Genomic DNA, 17,543 nt, shown 5'->3' with positions numbered 1-17,543 from the left:
ATGAGCACCCAGACGTTCCTCCTCCCCGACGTCGGGGAGGGTCTGACCGAGGCCGAGATCGTGACGTGGCGGGTCGCCCCGGGCGACGCCGTTGCGGTCAACGACGTCATCGTCGAGATCGAGACCGCCAAGTCGCTCGTCGAGCTGCCCTCCCCGTTCGCGGGGCGCGTGGGCGAGCTCCTCGCCGACGAGGGGGCGACGGTGAACGTCGGCGCGCCGATCATCACGATCGACCCGGCGGATGCGGGGGCCCCGCCGGTGCCCCCCGTCACCGTCGGACAGAGCGAGCACGGCGAGCAGCGCGCGGAGTCGGAGGAGTCGGGCTCGGTGCTCGTCGGATACGGCTCCGCGGGCGCCGTGCAGTCGCGGCGCCGGAAGCCCGCCGAGCGTCCGGTCACCCAGTCGGTCGGCGTCGTCGCCAAGCCCCCGATCCGCAAGCTCGCACGCGACCTCGGCGTCGACCTCGCCGCGGTGACCCCGAGCGGGGCGGCGGGGGAGGTCACCCGCGACGACGTGATGCGCCACGCCTCGCAGGCGAGTGTCTTCCGCAACATCCAGACCCCGGAGTGGGGGGATGTCCGCGAGGAGACCATTCCGGTCGGCGGTGCGAGCTCGCGCGCCCCCGAGCCGGCCGCAGCAGCGGCATCCGATCCTTCGTCCTCCGGTCCGTCACGATCGGCGACGGAGGACGACGGACGCGAGGAGTCGATCCCCGTCCGGGGTGTGCGCAAGGCCGTGGCGAACAGCATGGTGCGCACCGCCTACTCGGCGCCGCACGTGTCGGTCTGGACCGACGTCGACGCCACGCGCACGATGGAGCTCGTCAAGCGGCTGAAGGCCTCGCCCGACTTCGCCGACATCAAGGTCTCGCCGCTGCTCATCATGGCCCGCGCGGTGATCTGGGCGGTGCGGCGGACGCCGATGGTCAACGCCTCGTGGATCGACGGCGATGGCGGCGCGCAGATCCGGCTGCACCACTACGTCAACCTCGGAATCGCCGCGGCGACCCCGCGCGGACTCCTCGTCCCGAACATCAAGGACGCGCAGGACCTGTCGATGCGCGACCTCGCTCGCGCGCTCGAGCGGCTGACCCTCACCGCGCGCGACGGGAAGACCACCCCCGCCGACCAGCAGGGGGGCACGATCACGATCACCAACATCGGGGTGTTCGGGATGGATGCCGGCACCCCGATCATCAACGGCGGTGAAGCCGGCATCGTGGCGCTCGGCACGATCCGCCAGAAGCCGTGGGTCGTCGACGGCGAGGTGCGCCCGCGCTGGGTGACCACCGTCGCCGGGTCGTTCGACCATCGCGTGATCGACGGCGACGGGATGTCGCGCTTCATCGCCGACGTCGCCTCGATCCTCGAAGAGCCCGCGCTCCTGCTCGACTGACCCGCCCCGCCTCCCCTTCTCTCCGCGAGAGTGCATCGGCGCGCCGAGAATGCGGGTGGACCCCGCACCCTCGGCGGCCAGATGCACTCTCGCCGGGTAGCAGGGTCGTCGAGAGGTGGGAAACCCCCGGGAAGCGTCGGGTCTCCCCGGTGCCGGCGAAGGGCGCGGTCCGCGAGCGTGGAGACATGTCCGCCCTTCCTCCTCGCCCCGACAGCCCCGACCGCCCTGCCCGCCCCCGCCTCCGCCGCCCGAAGGTCGTCATCGGCATCGTCGCCACCCTCGTCGTCTCGGCCGCAGGCGTGGGGGCCGCCTACGCCACCGGCATCGGCAACGCCCCGGCCGTCGACACGGTCGGCGCCGTCGACTTCGACACCCCCCTGGCGATCCCCGAGCTCCTCGAGCCCGTCATCGATCCCGACGGCACCAAGGTGTTCGCGCTCGATGCCCGAGCCGGCTCCACGGCGTTCGTCGACGGGCTCGAGACTCCCACGTGGGGCTTCAACGGGACCTACCTCGGGCCCACCATCCGTGCCGCGCAGAACGACCGCGTGCGCATCGACGTCACGAACGGGCTGGATGAGACGACGAGCGTCCACTGGCACGGGATGCGGCTGTCGGGTGAGATGGACGGAGGCGTGCACCAGCCGATCGACCCCGGCGGCACCTGGTCTCCGCAGTGGACGATCGACCAGGAGGCCGCCACGCTCTGGTACCACCCGCATCCGCACGGAGCCACCGAGGAGCATGTGCGACGGGGGCTCGCCGGGCTGTTCCTGATCGACGACGCGCTCTCCGCGGGTCTGCCCCTCCCGGCCGAGTACGGGGTCGACGACATCCCCGTCATCATGCAAGACGTCGCGCTCGACGCCGAAACCGGCGCGCTCGGTCAGCGCGACGGCGGATCATCCGGACACCTCGGCGACGAGATCCTCGTGAACGGGACGCTCGCGCCGTACCTGACAGTGGCGACGGACGTCGTGCGGCTGCGCCTGGTCAACGCGTCGACCGCGCGCGTCTACGCCTTCGGATTCGATGACGCACGAGCCTTCTCGCACATCGCCACCGACGGCGGACTGCTGCCCGCGCCCCGGGAGACCGAGAGCCTGCAGCTCTCGCCCGGGGAGCGGGCGGAGATCCTCGTCCGGATGACGCCGGGCGAGACCACCGTGCTGCGCAGCGAGAGCCCCGACCTCGGCGGCGTCCTCCCGGTCTTCGGGGGCGGCAGCGGCGGCGACGACCGCTTCGACGTTCTGCAGCTCCGCGCCGCCGACGACCTCGAGAGCCGCGGGACGATTCCGCCGGTGCTCGCACCGGCTGACCCGCTCGACGCCGCCGATGCGGTCATGACGCGGGAGTGGGTGCTCGACGGCACCGAGATCAACGGTCAGGCGATGTCGATGGAGCGGGTCGATGCGGTCGTGGAGCGCGGCACGATCGAACGCTGGCGGGTGCGGAACGACATGCCCTACCCCCACAACTTCCACGTGCGCGGTGTCCACTTCGAGGTCACGCGGTACGGCGGCGACGATCCTCCGGCAGCCGTTGCGGGACCGAAAGACACCCTGTACCTCCCGCCCGGGGTCGAGGTGGAGATGGTGCTCCGTTTCGATCACGCCGACGCGAGTCATCCGCTCATGCTCCACTGCCATCTGCTGCGGCACGAAGACGCGGGCATGATGGCGCAGTTCCTGGTGGTGGAGCCGGGTTCCGACACCGCGGTCACGACCCTTCCGCCTGACGCGACCGCCGGACACCGCCACTGACCCGACCGGTCGTGCGAACGCGCACGCCCCCCGCCGAGGCGACGGGGGGCGTGCGCGTTCGTCGATGTCAGCCGGCAGCGACGGCGAACTCGTTCGGAACGGCGTCGAGCTCGGTCGTCGCGACGACCTCGCCGGTGATGAGATCCACGGCGTGGACCGCGTTCGCGGCCGGCTCGGTCACGTAGGCGATGTCGCCGGACACGAGGATGGCGGGGTGCGGGTCCTGCCACTCCGCCGGGCCCTCCCAAGCCTGGATCACCGGGAACTCGTCGACGAACTCACCCGAGGTCGGGTCGAGGACGTGGATCGAGCCGTCGGAGGCGAGGATGTACCCGAGGTCGCCGGGCCCCCGCGCGAGGTCGCGGAAGGTGTACTGCGCCCCCTCCGGCATCTCGATGACCTCGAGGGTGCGCGCGTCGGTGTCGACGAGGGTGACCGCGCTGAGCAGGACCCCCTCTGCGTCGGGATCGTTCTTGTAGTCCATCAGCACGATGGGGCTGGTTTCGGTCGTGAACGCGTTCCCGATACGGCCGTAGGGCTGATCCGGCGAATCGAGCTTGACGATCTCGCCGCCGTCGTAGATCAGCGCGCCGTTCTCGCACCCGAACACGACGACCTCATCTTTCGCGGTCCCTTCGCCGTGCACGCCCGGGCACTGATCGGTCTCGGCGATGACCGTTCCGCCTGCGTCCTGGGCGGTGATGCCGCTGCGGCCGTCGGCGTTGCCGACGGTGGTGAGGAAGGTCCCGTCCTCGAGGACGATCGACACACCGTGATGCGCTTCCACACCCTCGATCGTCTCGACGTCGGGAAGACCCTCGGATGCCGCGAGGTCGGCGGTGTCGAAGATGGTGGTGTCGCTCGTGCCGTCGGCGTACAGGATCGTCTTGCCGGCGTGCCGGACGACGTGGCCGGGTTTGTCGGCCTCGAACACGAGATCGGTGAGCTCGGGCTCCTCCGCTGTCCCCGCGGCGGTGTCGAGCACCTGGAAGCCCTCGCTCATCGTCACCATCACGTGCCGGTCGTCGCCGGCCGGGTTCAGGCGGATGAACTCCTCGGAGTCGAATTCGGCGACCGGCTCGAGAGTGTCACCGTCGAGGACGACGACCCCGCCCTCATAACCGACCGCGACACGAGGACCGGGGGAGGCGGACGGGGAGTCGGGCGTCGCCGGTGCGGCGGAACCGGTTGCGGCGCCCGACGAGCACGCGGCCAGGGTCACGACCGCTCCGATGGTGAGCGCGGTGATGCCCGCGCGGCGCAAAGGGGAAGTGCGCATGATGCCTTTCTTCTTCATGGGGTGGACCCTCAGCGGGAGAGTCCGGTGGAGATGCGCTCGGTGTTGACGCGCATCATGGTCAGGTAGTCCGGAGCGCCGCCCTCGGCGTCGGTGAGCGACTCGGTGAAGAGCTCCACGACATCGACATGGACGTCGGCCTCCTCGGCGAGCGCGCGGACGAGTCGATCCGGCGAGGACGACTCGGCGAAGATCGCCGGCACGCCTGTTCTCTCGACCGCCGTGACGAGATCGGCCAGATCGGACGCGGACGGGGCGGCGAGGGTCGTGCCCCCCGGGATGACCGCACCCACGACCTCGAAGTCGAAGCGGTCGGCGAGGTAGCCGAACACATGGTGGTTGGTCACCAGAGCCCTCCGTTCGGCGGGGATCGCCGCGAAGGCCCGCGTCATCTCGGCGTCGAGCTCGTCGATCGCGGACCGGTATTCCGCGCTGCGTGCGGTCACCTCGGGCGACGCGACTCCGTCGAGGTCGGACAGCACCGGCTCCAGCGCATCCACCACGTCACGCATCCGCGCGGGATCGGTCCAGAAGTGCGAGTCCGGGGTGCCGGCCGCGTCGCCGTCGCGGTAGGCGAGGACGTCGATCACGTCGCCGGCGACGAAAGCGGCGACGCCGTCGGCCGCTGCCGCATCGAGGTGCTGCTGCAGACCCTCCTCGAGGCCGAGTCCGTTCGAGACGATCAGGTCGGCGCTGCGCAGCCGCGCCGCCTCCTGCGCCGAGATCTCGAACGAGTGCGGATCGGCGTTGGGCTTCATCAGCGTGAGGACCTCCGCCTCGCCTCCGACGAGCTCTTCGACGACGTCGCCGAGGATGTTGGTGGTCACCACGACGAGCGGACGCTCCTCACCGGCCGCTGCGCACCCGGCGAGCATCGACGCCGTCAACCCCGCAACGAGGAGTGCCGCCACGAGCCGCCCTCGCGGCGTCCGACGCGCGCTCATCGCCCGGTCCCCGCGGTGAACTCGAACGGCGCAGCCGTGTCGAAGGTGCGCGCGATGCGCGCATCGTCGGCGAAGTCGATCTCGAAGAGCTTCTGCTCCCGGGGCCCGGACACGTACGCCCGTTGCGCGTCGGCGACGATCGCCGGGATCCGGGCGCCGGCGTCGTCGATCGAGGCTGCGACGAGCGGCTCGGTCCGAGCCCGCACGGCGCCGTCGGTGCCGTCGAGCACGATCAGACGCCCGTCCCCGGTCAGGGCGAGCACGGTGTCGGCGTCGTCGTCGACCGCGGTGACGGTGACCAACGGCTCGGGTGAGGGCAGGAGCGTCCAGGTCTGCGCGCGGGTGTTCAGCAGCCAGATCCCGTCCGCGCCGAACTCTCCGGCGAGAGCCGCCACAGTCGGGCGCCCCTCCCGGTTGTGGAACGACTCCGCGGGGGCTGCTGTCGTACCGGGCGGATACGGGATCCGCGAGAGCGTGAGCTCGCCGGCGACGACCTCCGCGAGGAGGGCCGCGTCGCGGCATCCGATCACGGCGCCGACGCGGGTCGTGATCGTGCCGCGCGCCTCGGGGCACGTCGCCTGCATCCCCACCGGGGCGCCGTCGCCCGTGTACGCGGCGACCTGCTCGACTCGGCCGTCCGGCCCCGCCTCGGTGACCAGCGCGAACGATCCGACGGGGACCACCAGGCCGTCGTGCGGCGTGACCTCGAGCCGGAACCGCTCGGTCAGCTCACCGCGCGAGAGAGCCTCGGTGTCCAGGAGCACCGCTTCACCCGAGCCCTCGAAGAAGACTCCGGTGCTCCCCGACATCGACTGGGTCGTCGTCGCCACGCGCACCGGACCCTGCCCCTCGACCGTCCCGAGGATCTCGGGGGAGGCGCGGTAGTAGTGGAAGTGGTCGACGTGGTCCCAGGTCCACACGCCCGAGTCGACGATCTCGACTCCGGTGGGGGTCTCGGCGAAGAGGTAGCGCCCGTCGCTCGCGACGCTCCGGGGCGGGGCGATCGCACCGAGGTCGGAGAGGTTCTCGTCCCACAGGTCGAGGTGGGTCACGGTGCCGGCCGCGTCGATCATCGTCAGTCCCAGCGGGGCTTCGGTGAGCTCGGTGGCGCCCGCGCGCTCGCCGTGATCGTCGTCGGCGGCGGAGGCTTCGGACGAGGGGGCGGTCGCCGGGGTGCCGGCGCACGCGGTGAGACCGACGGCGAGGACGGCGACGGTGAGGGCGAAGACGCGGGAACGCATGGATTCTCTCCGAGAGGGGGATGGACGGGTCAGGCGACGGCGGGCGCGGGCGTGCGCCCCTCAGGCGCTCCGCGCCGCCGACGTCCGCGAGCGCCGACAGCGGCGCGGATCAGGGTCGACCCCCCGGCCAGGGCGATGGCCGCCGCGGCGACCGACGCTCCGGCAGCGGAGGCGAAGTGCCACGAGGCGAGAAGGCCCGTGAACACGGCCGCGATTCCGAAGGCGGCGGCCAGCAGCATCCGGCTCGGAATCCGCGCTGTCCACCCGCCGGCGGCCACCGCAGGCGCGAGCAGGAGACCGACGACCAGCAGCGATCCGACAGCCTGGTACGAGGCGACGACGGCGAGGGTGACGAGCCCCACGAGGACCGCCTGGGCGAGACGGGGACGATAGCCCAGCACGGTCGCGATCCGTGTGTCGAGCGCGAGGGCCACGAACCGGCGATGGGCGAGGGCGGCCACCAGGACGCCGATCCCGCACGCGGCGGCGAGCACGACGAGGTCGCCGGCGGAGATGGCAAGGATGTCTCCGAAGAGGATGGCGGTGGCGTCGGTGGCGAAGTTTCCCGAGAACGAGATGACGATGACACCCAGCGACAGCATCGCGACGAACAGCAGGCCGATGCTGGTGTCGTACGACAGGCGTCCCCGACGCTGCAGGGCCGCCACGCCGACGCTCATGGCGGTCGCGCCGATGGCCCCGCCCACGAGCACGGGGATGCCGAGAACGGTGGCGAGGGCGACCCCGGGAAGCATCCCGTGCCCCAGCGCTTCGCCGAGGAAGGCCATGCCGCGGATGACGACCCAGGTGCCCACGACTCCGCAGAGCACCGCGACGAGCGCTCCGCCGAGGAAGGCCCGCTGCACGAACTCGAGCGCGAAGGGCGCGAAGAGGGCGTCGATCAGAGCGGGCACGAGCCCACCGTAGGCTTGATGAGAATGATTCTCAAAATCGAAAGGATGCCGGATGCTGAACCTCGTGACGCACCGCGCTCGCCCGCGAGGCGCCCCCGCCTCGCCGTCTCCGATTGTTCGCCTGAGTCGGATCGGCGTCGAGTTCGCGGGCCGCTCCGCCCTGTCCGACGTCAGCATCGAGGTCGTGCGCGGCGAGATCATGACTATCGCGGGACCGAACGGCGCGGGCAAGTCGACGCTCCTGGAGGTGCTCGCGGGTGTGCGGCAGCCGACGCGGGGAACGCGGGAGGTGACGGCCTCGCTGGCCTACGTCCCCCAGCTGGTCGCGGTGTCGCCCCTGCTTCCGATCACCGTCGGAGACGTGGTCTCTCTGGGTGTGCCGAGCCGGACAGCGCGAGCCCCCCGCCGCCGGAGGGTTGCGGCAGTGCTCGACCAGCTGGGTATCGCCGATCTCGCGACCCGGTCCTTCGCAGAGGTGTCGGGGGGGCAGCGTCAGCGGGCGCTGCTGGCCCAGGCGCTGGCGCGCACGCCGGAGCTTCTGCTCCTCGATGAGCCGACCACGGGGCTCGACGCCGACAGCGCCGCGTGCATCCGTGCGACCCTCCGGGAGTCGGCGCGTTCCGGTGTCGCCGTCGTCTGTGTGTCGCACGAGCACTCCGTGCTCGCGCTCGCCGATCGAACGCTTCGGCTCGATGCGGGTCGCCTGAGGGCGATGGGGCGAACGCCCGCATCCTGACCGCAGCGAGAATCATTCCCGATTGCATAAATGCATTGCAATCTTCTTAGATATCCGATGAGCTCGAGTTCGTGGAGACGGATGCCGGTCTCGAGGCCACCGCAGCGCTGTTCAAGGTGCTGGGGTCGACGTCGAGGCTGCGCCTGCTGCGCCTGCTGGCTGCCGAGGCGACGGGCGTGACCGAACTCGCGTCGCGCAGCGGGCTGACGCAGCCGCTGGTCTCGCAGCACCTGCGCACGCTTCGACAGGCGGGCATCGTGACGGTGTCGCGCGCCGGCCGCGAGGCGACGTACCAGCTCGCCGATCACCACATCGCGAACGTCGTCGACGACGCGATCGCCCACGCTCTCGAAGAGAGCCCCCGGGAGAAATCACCACGATAAGGAGCGATCCATGAGCACGGAAACCCACGCCGAGCACTCCCTGGCCGAGCACGAGCACGGTTCCGACTGTGGACACGAGGCCGTGCCGCACGGCGACCACGTGGATTTCGTCCACGACGGCCACAAGCACGCGCTGCACGGCGACCACTACGACGAGCACTGATCGCCGCCGCGCGGCGGCGCGGGTCAGCCCTGACGGCCCTTGAACCGCGGATTGAGCTTGTTGATCACGAACACGCGGCCTCGCCGGCGCACCACCTGCGCACCGGGCTGACTCTTCAGAGACTTCAGAGATGCGCGAACCTTCACGGGCCCTCCTCTTATTGAGAATAGTTATCAATAACAGGCTAGGCTCACCACGGGTCGATCGTCAAAGCGACGGCGGCCGGCGGAGAGGGGTCCGAGGTGTCGGATGTGGATTCGGGTTCGATTCTGGTCGTCGGAGTGTGCGCTCCAGAGCGTCGCCGATATGCGCAGCGCCTGGCTGAGCTCACCGAGCGGCGCGTCGTCGGCGCGACCGGCGGGCGCCGGCATGGGCAGGGTCTCGTTCTCGATCACGCCACCGCCGATGCGCCGCGGGGGCGTGCGGTCGTCATCGATGCGGCGACCGATGTCGACGCGGCCCACCTGGCGGGCGCCGAGATCGACGGCGTTCCCCTGTTCGGCATCATCTGCGTCGTCGACGCCGCCCACCTCCTCGATGACCTCGCCAGTGACGAGGCTCTGGTCGCCGGTGCGGCGCACGGCGACGATCGGGGTGACACCGGCGCGTGGGCGCGGCAGGCCGCCGCTCTCATCGAGCTCGCCGACGTGGTCGCGTTCGTCGGGTGGGAGGTGTGCGACACCCCCACCCTTTCGCTGCTGATGTCGCTTGCCTCGCACCTGAGCCCGATGGCGCGCATCCGGCTCAGTCGTCAGCTCTCCGACGATCTTCGAGCACTCGGCGACGCGGTGTCCGACGGGGCGGGCCGGTACGAGCGAGCGGGATGGGTGCGCGCGCTCGACCAGAAGCACGACCCGTACATGACCGACCGGCGGGTCACGACGTTCCGGTACGAGCAGTTGCGCCCGTTCCACCCGCGACGGCTGGTGCGGTCGCTGAACGAGATCGATTCGAGGCGCTGGGGCACCGTCATCCGGTCGATGGGCTTCTGTCGTCTCGCCACCCGGCCGACGCTCTTGGCCCGGTGGGAGCAGGCGGGCTCGGCGATGTGGATGGATCCGATCCCTCCGGATGACAGCCTGTCGGCAATCGGCCAGGAGATCGCCATCACGGGCTGGGATCTCGATGTGCGCGCCGTCGTGGCACTGCTCGACGATGCGGCGCTGACCGATGACGAGTTCGCGGCGGGACCGGAGGCGTGGCGGGCCTACGACGATCCTCTGCCGCAGTGGGTGGCCTGGGAGGCGAAGGAACGTGACTGATAACGATTATCACTCCGCTACAATGGGGGGCATGCGTGCGACCCGAACCATCACCGCCCTCGCCTTCAGCGCAGCATCCGCTCTGGCACTCGCCGGCTGCGCCACCACCTCCGCGTCCTCATCCTCGAGCGGCGCCGATGCCACACCCGCCGGCGATGCCCTCCAGGTCGTTGCATCGACCAATGTCTACGGGCAGATCGTCGAACAGCTCGGCGGCGACGCGGTCGAGGTGACCTCGATCGTCACCTCGGCGGCTCAGGATCCGCACTCCTACGAGCCGAGCGCTCAGGACACGCTCGCCATCTCGAACGCCGAGCTCATCGTCGAGAACGGCGGCGGCTACGACTCGTTCATCGACGCGCTCATCGAGTCCAGCGGCAGCGAGGCCCACGTGATCACGGCCGTCGAGTTCTCACACGACTACCCCGGCGGGGAAGAGCACAGCGACGAAGAACACTCCGAGGACGCGACGGCCGGTGAGGATGCAGCGGTGGCCGCGGAGGAGGAGCACGCGCACGCCGAGGGCGAAGCGCATGCCGAGGGCGAAGCCCACGCCGAGGGTGAAGCCCACACCGAGGGCGAAGAGCACAGCCACGGCCACGACCACATCGAGGGCTTCAATGAGCACGTGTGGTACGACCCGCACACCATCGCCTACGTCGCGGAGACGATCGCCGACGAGCTCACCGAGCTCCGCCCCGACGACGCCGACGTCTTCGCCGCGAACCTCGACGCTTTCACCGCCGAGATCGACGCCCTGGAAGACTCGCTCAGCGAGCTCGCTTCCGCGAACGACGGCGTGCGGGTGTTCGTGACCGAGCCGGTGCCGGTCTACCTCGCGGCCGAAGCGGGTCTCGACAATGTCACCCCCGATGCTTTCAGCGAGGCGGTGGAAGAGGGACAGGATGTTCCGCCCGCCACACTCCTCGAGTCGCTCGACCTGCTCCGCGCCGACGATGTGCGCGTCGTCATCACCAACACCCAGACGGGCGGAGCCGAGACCGAGCAGGTCGTCGGAGAAGCCGAGACTCTCGGCATCCCGGTCATCGCGTTTTCGGAAACGCTCCCTGAGGGGGAGACTTACATCTCGTGGATGCAGGCGAACATCGCAGCGCTCAGCGACGCTCTGGCGGAGTGACGGCCACCGCGCCTGCGCTCGAGATCCGGGATGCCGCGCTGCGGCGATCGGGCCGCGAGCTGTGGGCGGGGCTCGACCTCTCCGTCGCGCCCGGTGAGCTCATCGCCGTGCTCGGCCCGAGCGGGTCGGGGAAGACGACTTTGCTGCAGGCGATCCTGGGCCTCCAGTCGCTGAGCTCGGGCGCGATCTCGGTGCTCGGTGAGCCGGTGCGCCCGGGGGGCAACCGCCGTATCGGCTACATCCCGCAGTCGCGGCCGCTGCCGCGCGACGTCGCCCTGCGGGGCCGCGACGTCGTCGCCCTCGGAGTCAACGGCCACCGCTTCGGACTGCCGATCCCACGACGCCGCGACGCCGCGCGCGTGGAGAAGTTGATCGACGAGGTGGGGGCGCGAGCGTTCGCCGATCGCCCGGTCGGAGTGCTCTCCGGTGGGGAGCAGCAGCGCCTCCGCATCGGGCAGGCCCTCGCCGACGAGCCGAAGCTTCTCCTCTGCGACGAGCCGCTGACGAGTCTCGACCTGGCGAACCAGAGAGCCGTCGTGGATCTGATCGACCGGCATCGCCGCGAGCGCAACGCCGCGATGCTCCTCGTCACGCACGACGTCAACCCGCTGCTGGGAAAGGTCGACCGGATCCTCTACATCGCCGGCGGGCGGTTCACCCTGGGCAGCCCCGACGAGGTGCTGCGCTCCGACGTCCTCACCGAGCTGTACGGCACGCCCGTCTTCGTCCTGCGGGCGGGCGACCGGCTCGTCGTGGTCGGCGCGCCGGACGCGGAGGAAACCCACCATCACCACCACGACGAGGACCACTCGTGAGCTGGGACGCCATCTGGGAGGCCATGTTCGGTGGCCTTCCGGTCTACGGCCAGCTGCTCGGACTCGTATCCAACGCCGTCTGGGCGGGTGCCGCGCTGGGCCTGGTCGGCGGTCTCGTCGGCGTCTTCGTCATGCAGCGCGACATGGCCTTCGCCGTGCACGGCATCAGCGAGCTCTCCTTCGCCGGCGCCGCAGCGGCGCTCCTGATCGGCGTCGACGTCGTGACCGGCTCGATCTTCGGATCTCTCATCGCCGCTGCCCTGATCGGCTGGCTCGGCGCTCGCGCCCGAGACCGCAACTCGATCATCGGCGTCCTGATGCCGTTCGGCCTCGGCCTCGGCATCCTGTTCCTCTCCCTCTACGACGGGCGCAGTGCCAACCGCTTCAGCCTGCTGACCGGGCAGATTGTGTCGGTGCAGACCGGCCAGCTCGGCTGGCTGATCGGCATCAGCGCAGTCGTGCTGCTCGGGATGCTGGTGATCTGGCGGCCTCTGCGGTTCGACTCCCTCGACCCGCAGTCGGCAGCGGCGCGCGGCGTGCCCACGACCGCAGTGTCGCTGCTGTTCATGCTCCTGCTCGGCCTCATCGTCGCCGTCGCCGTGCACATCATCGGCGCCCTCCTGGTCATGGCGCTGCTGGTGACACCGGCCGCCGCGGCGATGCGCGTGGCCCACGGGCCCCTCTCGGTGCCGCTGCTGGCGGCGACCTTCGGCTTCGTGTCCGCGGTGGGCGGCATCCTTCTCGCCATCGCCGGCACGCTTCCGGTGAGCCCCTACATCACCACGATCTCGTTCGTGATCTATCTGGTGTGCCGTGCGATCGGTGCGCGCCAGGGTCGGGTGACCCGTGAGCGTGGGGGAGAGGGGCGTCCAGCGGTGGCTCAGGGCGGCTCGGTAAACTCCTGACCATGGCCCAGCGGAACACGTGGCAGCGCGAACGCGTGCGCGAAGCCCTCGCCGACGCCCGCGGCTTCGTCAGCGCTCAGTCGCTGCACGCCACCCTCCGCGACGAGAACACCGGTATCGGGCTGGCGACGGTGTATCGGGCACTGGCCGGGCTCGCCGCGAATGGCCAGGCCGATTCGCTGCAGAGCCCCGAGGGCGAAAGCCTCTACCGGGCCTGCGTGTCGACCGGTCACCACCACCACCTGATCTGCCGCAACTGCGGCGTGACCGTCGAGATCGAAGCGACGGATGTCGAGGACTGGGCGCGGCGCACCGCGGCCGCCCACGGGTTCAGTCAGGCCGAGCACATCGTCGACATCTTCGGATACTGCTCCGCCTGCACGGCCGGAGCCGGTGAGCGTGACACGGACTGATCCGGCCCCCCGCGTCGCCCCCGGGCGCCGCGATCGCACCGTGACCCCGGAGGGGCCGCGGCCGTCGTCGTCCGCACGTGCGCTGGTCGCCCTCGGCATCGGTGCCGCGGTCATCGTCGGGCTCTTCCTCATCGACGCTCTCGCCCCTGCGATCTTTCCCGACCCGCTGCCCACCCGCGCGCAGGACGGGCTCACGCTCGCCGTCAGCGTGCTGATCGAGTCGCTTCCCTTCGTCGTCCTCGGCGTCGTGCTCTCGATCGCGGTGCAGGTGTGGGTGCCACCGGGACTGATCGAAAGATGGATGCCGCGGCGAGCCTGGGCGCGCCGGACCGTCCTCTCCCTCCTCGGCATGCTGATCCCGGTCTGCGAATGCGGCAACGTCCCGTTCGCCCGGGGTCTCTTGATGCGCGGGTTCAGCGTGTCCGAGACGATGACGTTCCTCATCGCCGCGCCGATCGTGAACCCGATCGTCATCATCACCACCCACGCCGCGTTCGGCTTCGACGACGGGATCCTGATCGTCCGACTCATCGGCGGGTATCTCATCGCGAACCTCATCGGGTGGCTCTACAGCCGTCATCCCGACCCCGACGCGCTCCTCACCGACCGCTTCCGCGACACCTGCGCGCTGCAGCTGGCGCGCGGTCCGGTCGAGGCCGGGTCGGCCGGTGCCCTCAACGAGCGCGGGCGTCGCAGTCTCGCGCAGTTCGTGATCGAGCTGCGGGCCGTGATGCCGGCACTCATCATCGGGTCGGCGATCGCCGGAGCCGTGCAGGTGCTGATCCCGCGAGACGTCCTGTTGGCGATCGGGTCGAACCCGGCGCTGTCGATCGTCGCGATGATCGCCTTGGCGATGGTGGTGTCGATCTGCTCGAACGTCGACTCGTTCTTCGCGCTGTCGTTCGCCTCGACGTTCACGCCAGGGTCATTGGTGGCGTTCCTGCTCGTCGGACCCCTCGTCGACGTCAAGATGCTCGCCCTCATGCGCACCACCTTCACCACCCGAGCGCTCGCAGGTGTCGTCGTCGTGGTGCTCCTCGCCGCCTTCGCGATCGGGACGGGGGTGAACCTCTTTGCCTGAGCGTTCCGCCCTCCTCACGCGCTGGCTCGGTGTGGGCCTCGCCGCGATCCTCGCCGTCATCACCGTCTCGCTCGCCCTCACCGGGCGGCTGGGTCTCTACATCAACCCCGAATCGTCGTGGTTCGCGGTGTCGATGTCGGTCCTCGTGCTGATCGGTGCGGTGTTGAGCTTCCTTCTCCCGGTCGGCGCTGAAGACGACCACGGGCACGATCATGGTGACGGTGGTGAGGGACACCACCACGGGCACGAGCACGGGAACGGGCATGCGACCGATCCCGACGTCCGCCACTCCCTCGACCACGGGGCGCACGTCGTCACCCGGGTCGCGACGCGTGCGCAGGCGCGTACCGCGGCATCCCGTCCTCGTCCCTCCCGTGCATCGCGCGCGTCCCGCCGTCGCTCCCTCGGGATGATCGCGACCGGGACCGGGGCGGTCCTCGCGACGGCGGTCGTGCTGCTGACACTCGTCCTCCCCCCGCGCTCCCTGTCGGCCGAACTCGCGATCTCGCGCGACGTCGGGGCGCCGCCCCTCTTCGGCGGAACCGATGTGGTCACCCTCGCCCGCACCGGCGACACCGCCTCGTTCGGCGTCGGGGAGTGGTCGGCGGTCTTCGCCACCGCGACGAACCCCGAGGCGTTCGACGGCGACCCGGTGACGCTGACCGGATTCGTCACGCCCGGGGACGGCGGCGGATTCGCGCTGTCGCGCCTGGTGATCACCCACTGCGTCATCGACGCCCAGTCGGCCAGCATCCCTGTCGCGGTCGGCGAGAACGAGGCCTCCGCCGACGCCGAGACCGGACAGTGGGTCACGGTCGACGGCATGGTGCGCGCCAACTCCGATGGACGACTGTTCATCGATGCGGCGACGGTCGAACTGATCGACGAGCCCGAGGACCCGTATGAGTACTGACCGCGCGCGCTCGTCGGAGCGTGCGCGGCCCACGCCTCGTCGCGCGTTCGTGCTGCCCTTCCTCATCGTCGCCGCGCTTCTGGGCGCCCTGGGTCTCGCGGGTGCCGCTGTGAGCACTCTCCAGGGGCCACGAGTGACGGCGGTCGATGTCGACCCCGAGGCAGCCGCTGCGGCCTCCGGAGGTCGGTTGATCGTCTCGACCTCGCTGCCGCTGGCCGAGGTGACAGCCGACCAGGTCAGCATCACCCCCGAGGTCCCCTTCGCGGTCGACACCTCGGGGCGGAACCTCGGCGTGCGCTTCGGGCTGCCGCTGCGGGATGACACCGAGTACACGATCACCATCGAAGGGCTGGCCGCGGCAGGCGGAGGACCCGCCACCGAGGTCACCGAGACGTTCCGTACGCCGCGCGCGGAGGTCTTCCTGCTGCAGCGCGGGAATGGCGGCGACACGGTGTTCCGCACCGATCTCACCGGCGACGATGCCGAGGCGGTGTTCACCCACCCGCACATCGAGGACTTCCGCGCGACCTCGCGGCACCTGGTGATGTCGGTGCTCGACGACGACGGATCGGCCGAGCTGATCGTGACGGATCTGGACGGCGGCGACGAACGCAGCCTTCCGCTGCCCGGCGACGGGTTCGTCACGAATCTGCAGAGCGCCGACCGCGGCGAAGTGGTCGGTTACCTGTACACCGATGAGGATGTCAGCGCCGAAGGCGCCCAGGAGAGCCGCCTGTACACGGCATCGCTCGCCCGGGGCGCCGCCGAGGTCGAACCCACCGAGATCGCGATCGAGGGCGCCGACCCCCGCATCGCGGAGTGGCGATTCGTGCCCGACACCGACAGCATCCTGCTCCTCTCCTTCGATGGGCAGCTTCTCCTGACGGGCGCCGACGGTGCGGATTCGACGGCGCTCGGGACGGCGTTGTCGATCAGCGGGATCGCGCGCGGCTCGTCGGAAGCGGTTGTCGAGCGCGCGGACGGGCCGGCGGTGATCGATCTGACGGATGCCTCGGAAGAGCCGCTCGGTGTTCCCGATACCGATCTCGGGACGGTCACCACGATCACGCCCATGCCGGATGGCGGGACGATCCGCTCCGCCGCGGTGTTCGGCAGCGACGGCAGCCCGACCGGATCGACCGCCGTCGTGCGGGTCGGAGCTGACGGGGCCACCAGCGCCCTGACCGAGATCGGCGCGGAGGACGCCGTCGTGCAGACCTGCGTATCGCCGAGCGCGCGCTACCTGGCGGTGCTCGTCGCACCGGCCGCGGCGCAGAACGCGTACGACGACTACCGCTTGCCGCTTCCCGAACGGCTGCAGACCCGCATCATCGAGATCGACGACGGTACGCAGGTCGTCTCGCTGCAGGGCTTCGACATCTCGTGGTGTCAGGTGCCCCCGCGGTGAGTTCGATCCCCGATCAGCCTGTCGGGGCCGGCTCGGGGCTCCGCCCGGCCTCCCGCGCCGACGTGACGGGTCTGCCCGTCGACGTCGCGCCGCGGCTGCTCGGAGGAATCCTCGAGGTGAGCGTCGACGGAGAGACCGTCGCCGTCCGCCTCACCGAGGTCGAGGCCTACCACGGTCGGGGCACGGGCCCGGTGCCCGATCCCGGGTCGCACGCCCGGATGGGGCCGACCGCGCGCAACGCCACCATGTGGGGCGAGCCCGGCCACCTCTACGTCTACCTCAGTCACGGGATCCATTCGTGCGTGAACGTCGTGTGCGGCCCCGAGGGCATCGCCGGTGGAATCCTCCTCCGCGCGGGAGAGGTCGTGAGCGGGAAGGATGCCGCGGCCCGCCGTCGCACCGCCACCCGCGTGCCGCTTCCCACCGGCGGTGATTCTCCTCGTCTCACCCTCCCGGATCGTGACCTCGCTCGCGGGCCCGGCCGATTGGGGCAGGCGGTCGGCCTGCGCCATCCGATTCACGATGGAATCGACGCGATCACCTCCGAGCCGCGCGCGGGAGCGGTGGCGAGACTCCTCCTCTCTGATGAACCTTTTCCGGAGACGGTCGCGGGGCCGCGGGTCGGTGTCGCAGGAGTCGCGGGAACCGCCGTGTTCCCGTGGCGTTTCCGGATCGACGGCGACCCGACGGTGTCGGCCTTCCGGTGGGGACGGGGTGCCCGCGAGGCCGGCAGCCGCGACATCTGAGCGGCACGACGACCGACGGTGGTATC

19 protein-coding genes are annotated in these 17,543 nt (G+C 70.5%); 14 read left to right on the top strand and 5 right to left on the bottom strand.

The genetic code is table 11. From position 1 onward, the window contains the following. Together DT073_RS02290 and DT073_RS02285 are read left to right on the top strand one after the other, a co-directional pair. The gene (locus DT073_RS02290) at window positions 1-1,395 is read left to right on the top strand and encodes a dihydrolipoamide acetyltransferase family protein (RefSeq protein WP_124291923.1); all 1,395 of its coding nucleotides are present in this window, start codon (window positions 1-3) and stop codon (window positions 1,393-1,395) included. A gap of 185 nt (window positions 1,396-1,580) precedes the next feature. Then, window positions 1,581-3,158 (top strand): multicopper oxidase family protein, encoded by a 1,578-nt coding sequence (locus DT073_RS02285; protein ID WP_205782989.1) that lies wholly within the window; start codon window positions 1,581-1,583, stop codon window positions 3,156-3,158. A 67-nt stretch (window positions 3,159-3,225) separates the two neighbouring features. Here DT073_RS02285 and aztD read toward each other — a convergent pair whose 3' ends face one another. The 4 genes from aztD to aztB are packed head-to-tail and all read right to left on the bottom strand — an operon-like array spanning window position 3,226 to window position 7,554. Next, window positions 3,226-4,437 (bottom strand): zinc metallochaperone AztD, encoded by a 1,212-nt coding sequence (gene aztD, locus DT073_RS02280; RefSeq protein ID WP_124291922.1) that lies wholly within the window; start codon window positions 4,435-4,437, stop codon window positions 3,226-3,228. A gap of 29 nt (window positions 4,438-4,466) precedes the next feature. Continuing rightward, window positions 4,467-5,399 carry a zinc ABC transporter substrate-binding protein AztC gene (aztC, locus tag DT073_RS02275; protein WP_124291921.1) on the bottom strand — a complete coding sequence of 311 codons (933 nt, stop codon included), beginning with the start codon at window positions 5,397-5,399 and terminating at the stop codon, window positions 4,467-4,469. Continuing rightward, window positions 5,396-6,640: an ABC transporter gene (locus DT073_RS02270; RefSeq protein ID WP_124291920.1), complete on the bottom strand. Its 1,245-nt coding sequence runs from the start codon at window positions 6,638-6,640 to the stop codon at window positions 5,396-5,398. Before DT073_RS02270 ends, aztC begins: the two co-directional genes overlap by 4 nt. Before the next feature lie 29 nt (window positions 6,641-6,669). Beyond that, entirely contained in the window at window positions 6,670-7,554 is an 885-nt protein-coding gene (aztB, locus tag DT073_RS02265; protein ID WP_240638696.1) for a zinc ABC transporter permease AztB, read from the bottom strand. A gap of 52 nt (window positions 7,555-7,606) precedes the next feature. Between aztB and DT073_RS02260 the strand changes: the two genes are divergently transcribed. The 3 genes from DT073_RS02260 (at window position 7,607) to DT073_RS02250 (ending at window position 8,836) form a co-directional block, all read left to right on the top strand. Then, on the top strand, window positions 7,607-8,290 hold the full coding sequence (locus DT073_RS02260; RefSeq protein WP_124291919.1) for a metal ABC transporter ATP-binding protein: 684 nt from the start codon (window positions 7,607-7,609) through the stop codon (window positions 8,288-8,290). A gap of 71 nt (window positions 8,291-8,361) precedes the next feature. Beyond that, window positions 8,362-8,673, top strand: a complete 312-nt coding sequence (locus DT073_RS02255) for an ArsR/SmtB family transcription factor (protein ID WP_124291918.1) — start codon at window positions 8,362-8,364, stop codon at window positions 8,671-8,673. Between the two features lie 10 nt (window positions 8,674-8,683). Further along, window positions 8,684-8,836: a zinc transporter permease gene (locus DT073_RS02250; protein ID WP_124291917.1), complete on the top strand. Its 153-nt coding sequence runs from the start codon at window positions 8,684-8,686 to the stop codon at window positions 8,834-8,836. A gap of 23 nt (window positions 8,837-8,859) precedes the next feature. Here the strand turns inward: DT073_RS02250 and ykgO are convergent, their stop codons facing one another. Next, window positions 8,860-8,982, bottom strand: coding sequence for a type B 50S ribosomal protein L36 (ykgO, locus tag DT073_RS02245; protein ID WP_124291916.1), 123 nt, complete (start codon window positions 8,980-8,982; stop codon window positions 8,860-8,862). 105 nt (window positions 8,983-9,087) lie between these two features. Here ykgO and DT073_RS02240 point away from each other — a divergent pair, with 105 nt between their 5' ends. Genes DT073_RS02240 through DT073_RS02200 form a run of 9 tightly spaced genes read left to right on the top strand, consistent with a single transcriptional unit; the run spans window position 9,088 to window position 17,517 of the window. Then, complete coding sequence (locus DT073_RS02240) at window positions 9,088-10,098, top strand: GTP-binding protein (RefSeq protein ID WP_124291915.1); 1,011 nt, start codon at window positions 9,088-9,090, stop codon at window positions 10,096-10,098. A 31-nt stretch (window positions 10,099-10,129) separates the two neighbouring features. After that, on the top strand, window positions 10,130-11,236 hold the full coding sequence (locus DT073_RS02235) for a metal ABC transporter solute-binding protein, Zn/Mn family (RefSeq protein ID WP_205782980.1): 1,107 nt from the start codon (window positions 10,130-10,132) through the stop codon (window positions 11,234-11,236). Next, complete coding sequence (locus DT073_RS02230) at window positions 11,233-12,051, top strand: metal ABC transporter ATP-binding protein (RefSeq protein ID WP_124291914.1); 819 nt, start codon at window positions 11,233-11,235, stop codon at window positions 12,049-12,051. The genes DT073_RS02235 and DT073_RS02230 overlap by 4 nt, the downstream gene beginning before the upstream one ends. 23 nt (window positions 12,052-12,074) lie before the next feature. Then, window positions 12,075-12,956: a metal ABC transporter permease gene (locus tag DT073_RS02225; protein WP_502697167.1), complete on the top strand. Its 882-nt coding sequence runs from the start codon at window positions 12,075-12,077 to the stop codon at window positions 12,954-12,956. Window positions 12,957-12,958: 2 nt separating this feature from the next. Next, complete coding sequence (locus DT073_RS02220) at window positions 12,959-13,369, top strand: Fur family transcriptional regulator (RefSeq protein ID WP_124291912.1); 411 nt, start codon at window positions 12,959-12,961, stop codon at window positions 13,367-13,369. Between the two features lie 40 nt (window positions 13,370-13,409). After that, window positions 13,410-14,450: a permease gene (locus DT073_RS02215; protein WP_124294301.1), complete on the top strand. Its 1,041-nt coding sequence runs from the start codon at window positions 13,410-13,412 to the stop codon at window positions 14,448-14,450. Then, entirely contained in the window at window positions 14,443-15,363 is a 921-nt protein-coding gene (locus DT073_RS02210) for a TIGR03943 family putative permease subunit (protein ID WP_124291911.1), read from the top strand. The genes DT073_RS02215 and DT073_RS02210 overlap by 8 nt, the downstream gene beginning before the upstream one ends. Continuing rightward, entirely contained in the window at window positions 15,353-16,771 is a 1,419-nt protein-coding gene (locus DT073_RS02205) for a hypothetical protein (RefSeq protein WP_124291910.1), read from the top strand. Before DT073_RS02210 ends, DT073_RS02205 begins: the two co-directional genes overlap by 11 nt. After that, complete coding sequence (locus DT073_RS02200) at window positions 16,768-17,517, top strand: DNA-3-methyladenine glycosylase (protein WP_240638695.1); 750 nt, start codon at window positions 16,768-16,770, stop codon at window positions 17,515-17,517. The genes DT073_RS02205 and DT073_RS02200 overlap by 4 nt, the downstream gene beginning before the upstream one ends. The last annotated feature ends 26 nt before the right edge of the window (window positions 17,518-17,543 follow it).

Source organism: Microbacterium sp. ABRD28 (genome assembly GCF_003850245.1).
Classification (GTDB): Bacteria; Actinomycetota; Actinomycetes; order Actinomycetales; family Microbacteriaceae; genus Microbacterium.
The sequence above is the reverse complement of the archived record's forward strand: the minus strand, read 5'-3'. Positions and strand labels throughout refer to the sequence as shown.

What these genes read in the sequence shown, in the direction of transcription:
- DT073_RS02220 (WP_124291912.1), top strand. Translation starts at nt 12,959, where the DNA reads ATGGCCCAGCGGAACACGTGGCAGCGCGAACGCGTGCGCGAAGCCCTC.
- aztC (WP_124291921.1), bottom strand. Translation starts at nt 5,399, where the DNA reads ATGAGCGCGCGTCGGACGCCGCGAGGGCGGCTCGTGGCGGCACTCCTC.
- DT073_RS02270 (WP_124291920.1), bottom strand. Translation starts at nt 6,640, where the DNA reads ATGCGTTCCCGCGTCTTCGCCCTCACCGTCGCCGTCCTCGCCGTCGGT.
- aztD (WP_124291922.1), bottom strand. Translation starts at nt 4,437, where the DNA reads ATGCGCACTTCCCCTTTGCGCCGCGCGGGCATCACCGCGCTCACCATC.
- DT073_RS02290 (WP_124291923.1), top strand. Translation starts at nt 1, where the DNA reads ATGAGCACCCAGACGTTCCTCCTCCCCGACGTCGGGGAGGGTCTGACC.
- DT073_RS02250 (WP_124291917.1), top strand. Translation starts at nt 8,684, where the DNA reads ATGAGCACGGAAACCCACGCCGAGCACTCCCTGGCCGAGCACGAGCAC.
- DT073_RS02205 (WP_124291910.1), top strand. Translation starts at nt 15,353, where the DNA reads ATGAGTACTGACCGCGCGCGCTCGTCGGAGCGTGCGCGGCCCACGCCT.
- DT073_RS02285 (WP_205782989.1), top strand. Translation starts at nt 1,581, where the DNA reads ATGTCCGCCCTTCCTCCTCGCCCCGACAGCCCCGACCGCCCTGCCCGC.
- DT073_RS02225 (WP_502697167.1), top strand. Translation starts at nt 12,075, where the DNA reads ATGTTCGGTGGCCTTCCGGTCTACGGCCAGCTGCTCGGACTCGTATCC.
- DT073_RS02235 (WP_205782980.1), top strand. Translation starts at nt 10,130, where the DNA reads ATGCGTGCGACCCGAACCATCACCGCCCTCGCCTTCAGCGCAGCATCC.
- DT073_RS02260 (WP_124291919.1), top strand. Translation starts at nt 7,607, where the DNA reads ATGCTGAACCTCGTGACGCACCGCGCTCGCCCGCGAGGCGCCCCCGCC.